This window comes from uncultured Parolsenella sp. (assembly GCF_934660935.1).
Lineage (GTDB): Bacteria > Actinomycetota > Coriobacteriia > Coriobacteriales > Atopobiaceae > Parolsenella.
In genome coordinates, this window is record NZ_CAKUIH010000020.1 from 1 (window position 1) to 9,751 (window position 9,751).

A 9,751-nucleotide genomic window follows, 5' to 3' on the forward strand; every position below is an offset into this window, starting at 1 on the left:
TAATCAAACCTGTTGGCAGAGGTGGGACCCGCACCTCGTGTTTTGGTGAAGTGTCGATCTGGCTGGTAATCAAACCGTCCGGCTTCTCCTAGCACCACTCCTCGAGTTTTGGTGCAGTGTCGATCTGACTGGTAATCAAATGTCCCGCTCGTCGACGGGCACGGAAAGCTTGTTTTGGCGCAGTGTCGATCTGACTGGTAATCAAACCTGTTGGCAGAGGTGGGACCCGCACCTCGTGTTTTGGTGAAGTGTCGATCTGGCTGGTAATCAAACCGAGACGATATGCGTATCTATGCGAATCGCGAGGAGGATACGGTCTGCATCTACTTCCGCGTGCTCTTCGGTCTAACCCAAGAGACAGTGTCGATCTGACTGGCGGCCAAGCAATCAAAGCGGCAGCCAAAGCCACCAGACGTAGTGGGGGCTGCCGCTCTAGGGACATTCTAATCCAGCTAGTTTCGGGGGTGACCGGCACCCGTTGTCATCAGCTTTTAGCTCGTGCTCGATATGGTCGGTGCTCAATCAAGAGAGTTATGACGGACTTTGCGTGTGGCTTTCGCAGGCGGACGGCATCAGCCGAACTCGAAGGTCTCTCCCTCAAGCAGCTTGATCGGAACGTCGAGGCTCGAGATGTCGACAACGACGTGGGGGCGTATGTCGCCCGGAGTCGACGGGCGTACGTGAACGTAGTGGAAGGGGAGCTCATAACCCGCGATGTGCAGCGTCGACCCGTCTCCCTTGGGGAAGCTGCTGAGAGTGAGCCAGCCGCGATAGTTTCCAATGCGGTTTTCGAGGCCGGGGATGACGGGCATGCTCCGCCCCTCCGACCTGGACGACCCCTGGGAGGGTCGTTGGGTCGCGGGCCAGGTGAGGGTTAGCGACGAGCTCCCTGGGCCCGGGTACAGGGACGTCTCCGCCGACGCCTATCTCTCCTACGGGTGGTCCGTGTCAGCCGTTTGCGTCCCGGACGAGGTGGTCCGTGCCGTCCTCGCGGCCCCCGGGTTCGTCGTCGCGCTGGAGGAGAGAGGCATACGCTCCGAGCCGGGCGGTGACGTCCAGCTCCACGGCGCGGTCGAGCTACTGGCCGACATCCTGGCGGGCGGCCGCTAGCCGCGTTGCTCGCGGCGGGCTGCTTGCTGTGCGGCCCAAACGCTTACCGTGTGCCGCACTGGGCGGATGCTTACGGACGGGTTCCGCGGCCAGGGCGTTTCCGAGCTGACTTGTCGCCGCGGCGCGTGCCTGCCACGCGGTGCGGGCTGCGCAACCAACGATTGCTTGGCAGCCCATCCGGCGGCGCTCATACTTGAGCCAGCAATCGAAACCGCAGGAAGGACCCACCATGGCATTCGCAGACAGGCTCGTGGCAGTTCGCCGTTCGCATGGCCTCACGCAGGAGGAACTTGCATCAAAGCTCTATGTCACGCGCCAGGCCGTGAGTCGTTGGGAGCGCGGTGAGGTGACGCCGGGCATCGACATGATGAAGCTCGTCGCCGCCGTCACGGGTGAGCCCCTGTCACATCTGCTGGAGATGCCGGAGCACTATTGCGAGAGTTGCGGCATGTATCTCACGCCGGCCGACCTCGGCACGGACGCCGACGGCAAGAAGAATGACCACTACTGCAAGTGGTGCTATGACGGTGGCCACTACACCTATGAGACCACGATGGAGGCCATGATTGAGGACTGTGCTCCGCGGTTGGCGGAGAACGAGGGCATGACGCTCGACGAGGCGGTGTCGCTCATGGGCGCGGTGCTGCCGCAGCTCGAGCGTTGGCGCGTGGATCGCGAGAACGAGGAGCGTTATGGCGCTGAGGTCCGCGAGCGCTACGGAGACGAGGCGGTTGACGCTGCTAACGAGCGGATTCTCGACATGGACGCGGCTGCGTGGAATGACCTGAAGGAGCTCGAGCGCGCGGTCCTGGGGCAGCTTTCGATCGCCATGGCGGACGGTGATGTTCGCGGGCCCGAGGCGGAGAAACTTGTGGCGATGCATCGTCGCTGGGTGGGCCTGCACTGGGGCGCCGAACCCAAAGATGCCGCGTATCTGGGCCTTTGCCAGGGATATCTTGCGGATCCGAGGTTTGTTGCCTACTACGACGGGCCTTGCGGCGAGGGTGCGACGGAGTTTCTCGTGCAGGCAGTCGATGCATCGTGCGGTTTGAGGGCGAAGCGCGGCTAGTTTCTGATTTGGGCGGCCTGCGGTCGGCGTTTTTGACGGCAGGTGGTCAAAATACCCATCCTGGCGTACGCACGGGGTGGGTATTGAGGTCCATTCGTAGAGCGCGCAAAACAAGCCATTTGCAAATATGCAGGTAGATTAATTGGTCAGTTGTGAGTGCCAATGGGGCCGACTCTCCGGATCCCTCGAGGAGCCGCAGGCACCCCCCCAAACCGGCTGCTTTGAGCGATGAGGCGTACGCCAAGATGGTGTTTTTGACCACCGGGAAGGGGGGACGTTCCTGGACGTGACCTGGAGACCTGAAGTTCAGGGGGTGCTTCTTGCTCATGAGATGAGGTTGACTTGTTGGAGGGCCTGTTACGTCCGGAGCACAGACGAAACAGGCCTCGTGATGGCGGCGCGAGGGCGTCTCGAAACCTAATTTTGCTGCGGGTGGTCAAAAAGCTCATCGCGGCGGACACTTTCGAGGGGTTTGGAGCTCTGGCTTGGAAGCTGGAGCAATTGTCAATTTGCAAATACGCAGGTAGCTTCGTTGTTGTGTTATAGCGCTACTCGGCTGTGCTCGCGACAACACCATCGAAACCCGCGAAAGGCGTTATTTTGGGCTTTTCAGGTCCCTAAACTGTCCGCCGCGCAGGTGTTTTTGACCACCACTCGCGAAATTGCTATTAACGGACACCACATTCGTTACAACCGTGAGAACATCTGCGGCCCCAGTATCTGCGTTTGTTAGTATTTCCAAACCTAAAAACGGCAGATAGGGGGACCTAATGGCACAGCCAGGTGATGACAAGGAGATGACCGCAGCGGCCACCGCCGAGGCGTCCGGGCCCAAGTTCAGGGTGCCGCGCCTTCCGGGCGACATCATGATCTATCCGATGATCGTCGGCCTTCTCCTTAACACGTTCTGCCCGCAGGTCTTCGAGATTGGCGGCTTCTTCACGGCTGCCACGCGCGGCGGATCGAACGCCGTCGTCGCTGCGATCCTGCTGTTTGTCGGCGCCGGCATCTCGTTCAAGTCGACTCCGGGCGCCATCAAGACCGGCATCGTGATCCTCATCCCGAAGCTCGTGCTCGCCGCGGCCCTCGGTCTGGGCGTCGCCTACTTCTTCAGCGATAACTTCCTTGGCCTGTCCTCCGTCTCCGTCATCGGCGGCATCTCGTTCTGCAACATGGCGCTCTACACGGGCATCATGGGCGAGTTCGGCGACGAGTCCGAGCGCGGCGCCGTTGGCATCCTGTTCTTCACCGCCGGCCCCGCGATCACGATGATCATCCTCGGCGTTTCCGGCCTGGCGAACATCCCCGTGGGCACCATCGTGGGCTCCGTCCTGCCGCTCGTGATCGGCATGGTCCTCGGCAACCTGTTCCCGTTCGTCAAGAACCTGCTGGTACCGGGCACGAACCCCGCCATCGCGTTCCTGGGCTTCCAACTCGGTGCGTCCATGAGCCTCTCGAGCTTCATCGCCGGCGGCATCTCGGGCGTCCTGCTCGGCCTTATCACGCTGTTCGTCGTCGGTCCGGTGACGTTCGCCTTCGAGCGCCTCTGTGGCGGCAACGGCAAGGCGGCCATCGCGTGCTCCACGGTCGCTGGCACCGCGATGACGACGCCGGTCGCCCTTGCCGAGGTCGCGCCGCGTTACGCCGAGCTCGCGCCGACGGCCTACGCCCAGATCGCCACGGCTGTCATCATCACGGCAATCCTCGCGCCAATCCTCACTGGTTGGGTCGACAAGAAGTTCTGCCAGGGTGGGGAGGACCTCTCCGCCGCGGGCGTCGAGGCGCTCGAGGAGGCCGTCGCGCGCGACGTCGACGGCGAGTAGTAGCCAGCTGCTAATTGAAACGCGCTTTCGAGCCTCCCCTCGGTCAAACCGGCCGAGGGGAGTTTTTTGTTTGCACGGAGGGCGCGCGTGGCGACCGCGTTGTTCCGTGGGGGGATGCGGGGCGCACTTTTTGCCTAAGTGCGCTGCGTTTGGGTGAGGGGGTGCTCTTTTGCTCATGTGCGTTGCGCGCCTGGTTGCGTCGTGCCTGTGCGTGCTGTTCCTGTCAGGTCATGTGCTTTCGCGTGTTACGAAGGCCGCGAAATGCGTGTGCCGCTAGCATCGGCGGCATTTGGCGAAGGCGCGGGGATTCGGCGAAGGCGCGGGCTTTCGGCATCGGGCTGCGAGCCCCGCTTCATGCTCGCCGGATTCGGCCCCGCGGTACAATGCGGGTAAAACGCTCGACAGAACGGCGAGGCTTTGACGCTCGCCGCTCCGTCGGCATGCCGAGCCGATAACGAGGTACCACCATGGCAAACTTCACGCTTACCTGCTGCTCCACCGCGGACAGGGACAAGAGCTTCTTCGATTCCCGCGAGATTCCCTACGCTTGCTTCCACTGGGACGAGAGCGGCGTAGACCACCTCGATGACCTCTACCAGTCCATCTCCCCGGAGGACTTCTACGCCGCCATCAAGGCCGGTGCCACCCCCACCACCTCGCAGGTGAGCGTGGGCGAGTTCGTCGAGCTGTGGGAGCCTATCGTGGCTGCCGGCTCGGACGTCCTGCACGTATCCCTCTCGAGCGGCCTTTCCGGCGCCTACGGCAGTGCTTGCCTTGCCGCGACGCAGGTCATGGAAGCGCATCCCGGTCGTCGCGTTCTCGTGGTCGACTCCCTGGGCGCGAGCTCGGGCTATGGCATGCTCGTGGACTATCTCGCCGACAAGCGCGACGAGGGCGCCACGCTCGACGAGGCCTACGAGTGGGCGATGGAGAACCGCCTGCATGTCCACCACTGGTTCTTCTCGACTGATCTTACGAGCTACGTCCGCGGCGGCCGCGTTTCTCGCGTGAGCGGTTTCGTGGGCACCGCGCTCAAGATCTGCCCCGTGCTCAACATGAACAACGAGGGCAAGCTCATCCCACGCGACAAGATCCGCACCAAGGCCAAGGCCGAGAAGGACATGGTCGCCCGCATGGAGGAGCATGCCCAGAACGGGCATGATTACTCCGGCAAGTGCTCGCTCTCGATGAGTGCGTGCCGCGAGGACGCCGAGGCCGTCCGCGACATGGTCGAGGCCAAGTTCCCGGCGCTCGCGGGTAAGGTCGTGATCAACAACATCGGCACGGTCATCGGCTCGCACACGGGTCCCGGCACCGTCGCCCTCTTCTTCATGGGAGACGAGCGCGGGGAGTAGGGCCGCGCGAGACGGGCGTGGCGAGTGGGTCCGCGCGGATGTGGACGGCGGGGAGCGAGCCCGTGCGGACACGCGCGAGCCAGGAGAAAACGGCCGGGGCGAGATGGATTCGTCCCGGCCGTTGAGCTATCTAGCTGCGGTTCATTGAGGATATGCGAACGATCGCGAGCTGGTCGCGCAGCGACGCCGGCATGGCGGATGACCGCGAGCACGTCGTGCGTTCGCGAGCTGGTCACGGGGCAGTGCCGGCGTGGCGGGTAATCGCGAGCGCGTCATGCGTGCCGTACCGCCGCTAGTCGGGCCAGATGAACTCGGTGCGCCCGGCCTCGCCGCCGTCGATGAGCAGGTTCTGCCCCGTCATGAAGCGGTTCGTGACCGCGACGAAGTAGATCCACTCGGCGATCTCCTCGGGCGTGGCCCAGCGGCGGAGCGGCGTGAGGTCCATGATGCGGCCCCAGAGGCGCTCGTCCTCCATGACGGGGAGGTTGAGCTCGGTGAGGACGCCGCCCGGGTCGACGCTGTTGCAGATGGCCTGTGGCGCCAGGCGGCCGGCGACGTTTTTCGTGTAGGCAATGACGCCGCCCTTCGAGGCCGCGTACTCGGGAAACTCCGAGCCGGTGTGGCCGCTGGCAGACCCGACGCAGACGACGGAGCGGATGCGCGGCGCGGGCGTGAGGCCCAGCTCGCGGCGACCGCCCGTGGCGTCGCCCGTGAAGGCGTACCTCTCGACCACGTTGATGGTGCCGTGGAGGTTCACGGCGATGTCGTCCTCTGTGCCCTGGACGCCGGCGTTGCTGATCACAACCTCCGGCTCGAGGCCATCAGGAAGACTCGCCGCATCACTGACGTCGCAAATAAAGTGCTGGTAGTTCTCGTGCTCAAGCGTAGCCTCGGCAATGTCGAGACCCCAGACGCGGTGTCCGTGCTCGAGGAATAGCGCGGCCGTGGCACGGCCGATGCCGGTTGCGGTGCCAGTGATGAGGGTGTCCATTAGGCCCTTGCCTCTCGCTCTGCGGCGTGGATCTGGACGTACTCGTTGCCCACGCCCTCGCGCTCCCAGCCCGCGGCGACCTTGAAGCCAACGGGGGAGAGAAGGACTTCGCAGGCGAGCTCGGCGAGGGCGCCGGTGATGGAGCAGGTGATGACCTGGAGCCAAGTCCAGCCAAAGAAGACGTGCGAGACCACGATGGCGAACACGAGGTTGTCAACGAGCTGGCCGACGCCCGTGCTCACGTAGCTGCGAAGGGCGAACGTGGCGAAGCTGCCGTTGTCGGTAAGGTGGCCGATGAACTGGTTGAGGTGCGAGTTCACGAAGGACGAGCACAGCATCGCGAGGGAGCTGCCGAGGACGACGTACCACGAGCCGCCGATGGTGGCGTTGAGCGCGGCATTGACCTCGAGCGATCCGGTGTCATAGTAGGCGCCCCACATGCCGGGCGCGAGGCTGACGAGCCAGAACAGGGCGCTCACGGCGAGGTTGATGCCCAGGGCAAGCAGCGACACCTTGACGGAGGCCTTGGGCCCGAAGCGTTTGCAGATCATGTCCATGCAGAGGAAGGACACCCACGAGAGGGTGAAGCCGCAGTCGAGCGCGAGCCAGGGGAGGCTGATGAGCTCCTTGTTTGCGAGGAGGTTCATCAGGATGACGCTCACGACGAAGCTGGTGACGGTGGACGCAGGGATGCTGCGCAGGAGGAGCTTGTAGTCCTCCAGGACGTTCTTGATCATGTGGTTGTCTCTCTTTCCTTTGGTTTTAGCTTCTATCGCGCTGGATATCGGAGGAGAACAGCGCGGGCGGCGAATCCGCCGCAGGACATGGTAGCAAAAGCGCGTGGCAGTCGCGTGCCGGGCATGGCGGGGCGCGCCGACGATGCGCCTGCGAGATGGTTGTCGCAGGCGCTTTGCGCGCGGGCCGGCGGGGTCGCGTGCCGGCGGGGTCGCGGTCGCGCGCCGGCGACGCCGCGTGCCGGTGGGGCATCCCTAGCGGTGGGCGCTTCGCCAGGCTGTCGCGGAGCAGCCGTTCGCTGCTTTGAATGCCTGCGCGAAGGCCGCTTGCTGCGGAAACCCGAGCAGCTCGGCGATTTGCGCTATGGAAAGCGAGCTGTCGGCAAGAAGGTCTTGCGCACGCTCCATGCGGCGCCTGCGCATGTAGGCGCCCAGGGACTCGCCCGTCTCGGCTTTAAAGACGGCGCAGAGCTTGGAGCGGCTCGTGTAGAGGCTTGCAGCGAGTTCGTCGATGCCTACGCGCTGTCCGCCGTCGAGCGCCCGCTCGACGGCGGCGGCCGCCTCCCCGGCGAGGCCCGCGCTTGCCCGCGTTCCCGTCGCCCGCAAGGCCTGCCTGCAGGCGGCGTGCGAACAGGCGAGCTCGGCGACCATGGTATCCACGACGCCTCGCATGAACACACGCCCGCCCGCCGAGCGGGCACGCTCTTCGCTGACCCGTCGCAGCGCGTGGTAGATAGCGGATGCCGCCTCGTCGCACCACGGCTCGGCGAACGCCTCGAAGAGCCCCGCGAACTCGGTGGGGTAGCGATCCTCGAGCTCTTCGAAAAAGCCTGGCAGGAAGAGAACGGACCTCGAATGGTAGAGCTGTCCCGCAAACAGCGGGCTCAACTCCTCGCCGCAGTTGTCTTGGATAAAGCTGCATACCGCGTCGTTCGGCCAGGAGCCGCGCAGTGGCATGAGGTTGGCGGGCGTGATTCCGGCGTCGGGCATGCATGTGAGCGTCGGTACGTTGACTTCGCTTACGCAGGCGTACGGCTCGGGCGTGCGCTCCAAAAGGTGCATGTCGCGCGCGGGGGTGATGAAGTGCTCCATCACAAGGCAGGTGGGGGAGAGGGGCACGATCCATGCCCGCCCATGCGCCTGATCGCTTGCTACCTCACCGGTAAAAATGGCGCCCCTGTTCTTGAGCTCGATGCCAAACTGCTCGAACTGCGGCGCGTAGAGCTCGGTTATGTCGGATGGCGCGCGTCGCATTTGCAAAAACGTCCCCTTCCCTTGCCGAATCGTCCGCGTTCGACTGCACTGTAAGTCAAGGCTAACAACACAATGATAAGTTCGTACAAGTTAACTCTCAAGCCGTTAGAAAGGAATCACATGGCTGAGGAGAAGAAAAGGAAGGGCGGCGACATCGGCGAGCTGCTCGCGTACGCCGGCGACCGCAAATGGCTCACGTACCTCGGGACGGGGTTGTCGGCGGCGTCGCAGCTCTTGGGCTTCGGGCCCTATGTGTGCATCTGGCTCGTGGCGCGCGACCTTCTTGCCGTGGCGCCCAATTGGAGCGAGGCCACGGGCATCGCGATGTACGGGTGGTGGGCCGTGGGGTTTGGCCTGGCGAGCATCGTGGTCTATTTTGCGGGGCTCATGTGCACGCACCTGTCTGCGTTTCGCTGCGCGTCCAATATCCGTAAGGCCACGAGCGAGCACCTGCTTAAGTTGCCGCTCGGCTACTTCGACACGCATGCCACCGGCGAGCTGCGCCGCATTGTAGACGGGTGCGCCGCCTCGACCGAGACGCTGCTCGCGCACATGCTGCCCGATATCTCGGGTGCCGTGGCGATGGTGGTGGGCCTGCTCGTGCTGCTCTTTGCCTTCGACTGGCGCCTGGGCGCTGCCTGCCTCGTCTCCGTTGCCGTATCCTTCGCCGCCATGGCGACCATGATGAGCGGCAAAGGCGCCGAGTTCATGAAGGCCTACATGGGTGCACTAGTCAAAATGAACAAGACGGGTACCGAATACGTGCGCGGCATTCCCGTGGTCAAGGTATTCCAGCAGACGGTCTACTCCTTTAAGGCTTTCCACGATGCGATTGCCGAGTACGCGCGCCTGGCGCAAGACTATGCGGGTAGGTTCTGCCGCGGCCCGCAGGTGCTCAACCTTGCCGCGCTCAATGGTCTTGTGACATTCCTGTTGCCCGTGGCGTTGCTGTTGGCGCCGGGCGAGACGGACTTCGCGCATTTTATGGCCAACTTCACGTTTTACGCGATATTTTCGGCCGTGGTACCGACGGCCATGACCAAGCTCATGTTTGTGGGCGAGGCCTCTCAGATGAGTGCCGATTCGCTAGCTCGCATCCGAAGCGTCATGGATTCCAAGCAGCTCTCCGTGCCCGCTCAACCCAAGCACCCTGCCGGCGGCGACGTGCGATTTGAGGACGTGAGTTTTACCTACGAGGGTGCCGAAGCACCTGCTGTCAGCCATGCGTGTTTTAGCGTTCCCGCTGGTAGCACCCTCGCCCTTGTGGGCCCCTCGGGTGGCGGTAAGTCAACCTGCGCAAGCCTGATCCCGCGTTTTTGGGATGTTTCCTCGGGTCGAGTGCTCGTAGGCGGTGTGGACGTTCGCGATATGGATCCGCACGAGCTTATGGACCAGGTCGCCTTCGTGTTCCAGAC

The 9,751-nt window shown here is 63.6% G+C and carries 9 protein-coding genes; 5 read left to right on the plus strand and 4 right to left on the minus strand.

Going from position 1 to position 9,751, the window contains the following annotated elements; genetic code table 11:
• Positions 1-572: 572 nt before the first annotated feature.
• The gene (locus tag Q0H23_RS07865; RefSeq protein WP_293837257.1) at positions 573-812 is read right to left on the minus strand and encodes a hypothetical protein; all 240 of its coding nucleotides are present in this window, start codon (positions 810-812) and stop codon (positions 573-575) included.
• Between Q0H23_RS07865 and Q0H23_RS07870 the strand changes: the two genes are divergently transcribed.
• The 4 genes from Q0H23_RS07870 to Q0H23_RS07885 all read left to right on the plus strand — a co-directional run bounded on the left by Q0H23_RS07870 (position 802) and on the right by Q0H23_RS07885 (position 5,357).
• The gene (locus tag Q0H23_RS07870; protein WP_293837260.1) at positions 802-1,110 is read left to right on the plus strand and encodes a hypothetical protein; all 309 of its coding nucleotides are present in this window, start codon (positions 802-804) and stop codon (positions 1,108-1,110) included. The two genes, Q0H23_RS07865 and Q0H23_RS07870, sit on opposite strands and share 11 nt — an antisense overlap.
• Before the next feature lie 229 nt (positions 1,111-1,339).
• Positions 1,340-2,179 carry a TipAS antibiotic-recognition domain-containing protein gene (locus tag Q0H23_RS07875; protein WP_293837262.1) on the plus strand — a complete coding sequence of 280 codons (840 nt, stop codon included), beginning with the start codon at positions 1,340-1,342 and terminating at the stop codon, positions 2,177-2,179.
• Positions 2,180-2,949: 770 nt separating this feature from the next.
• Positions 2,950-4,002, plus strand: a complete 1,053-nt coding sequence (locus Q0H23_RS07880) for a 2-keto-3-deoxygluconate permease (protein ID WP_293837263.1) — start codon at positions 2,950-2,952, stop codon at positions 4,000-4,002.
• A 467-nt stretch (positions 4,003-4,469) separates the two neighbouring features.
• Positions 4,470-5,357 (plus strand): DegV family protein, encoded by an 888-nt coding sequence (locus Q0H23_RS07885; protein WP_293837265.1) that lies wholly within the window; start codon positions 4,470-4,472, stop codon positions 5,355-5,357.
• A gap of 292 nt (positions 5,358-5,649) precedes the next feature.
• On the opposite strand, the gene Q0H23_RS07890 is transcribed toward Q0H23_RS07885, so the two are convergent.
• The 3 genes from Q0H23_RS07890 to Q0H23_RS07900 all read right to left on the minus strand — a co-directional run bounded on the left by Q0H23_RS07890 (position 5,650) and on the right by Q0H23_RS07900 (position 8,336).
• Positions 5,650-6,348 carry an SDR family oxidoreductase gene (locus tag Q0H23_RS07890; protein WP_293837267.1) on the minus strand — a complete coding sequence of 233 codons (699 nt, stop codon included), beginning with the start codon at positions 6,346-6,348 and terminating at the stop codon, positions 5,650-5,652.
• Positions 6,348-7,085, minus strand: a complete 738-nt coding sequence (locus tag Q0H23_RS07895; RefSeq protein ID WP_293837269.1) for a VUT family protein — start codon at positions 7,083-7,085, stop codon at positions 6,348-6,350. The genes Q0H23_RS07890 and Q0H23_RS07895 overlap by 1 nt, the downstream gene beginning before the upstream one ends.
• Before the next feature lie 252 nt (positions 7,086-7,337).
• Positions 7,338-8,336 (minus strand): helix-turn-helix transcriptional regulator, encoded by a 999-nt coding sequence (locus Q0H23_RS07900; protein ID WP_293837271.1) that lies wholly within the window; start codon positions 8,334-8,336, stop codon positions 7,338-7,340.
• Between the two features lie 120 nt (positions 8,337-8,456).
• On the opposite strand from Q0H23_RS07900, the gene Q0H23_RS07905 reads away from it, so the two are divergent.
• The coding region (locus Q0H23_RS07905; RefSeq protein ID WP_293837273.1) for an ABC transporter ATP-binding protein at positions 8,457-9,751 on the plus strand (1,295 nt) is incomplete at its 3' end.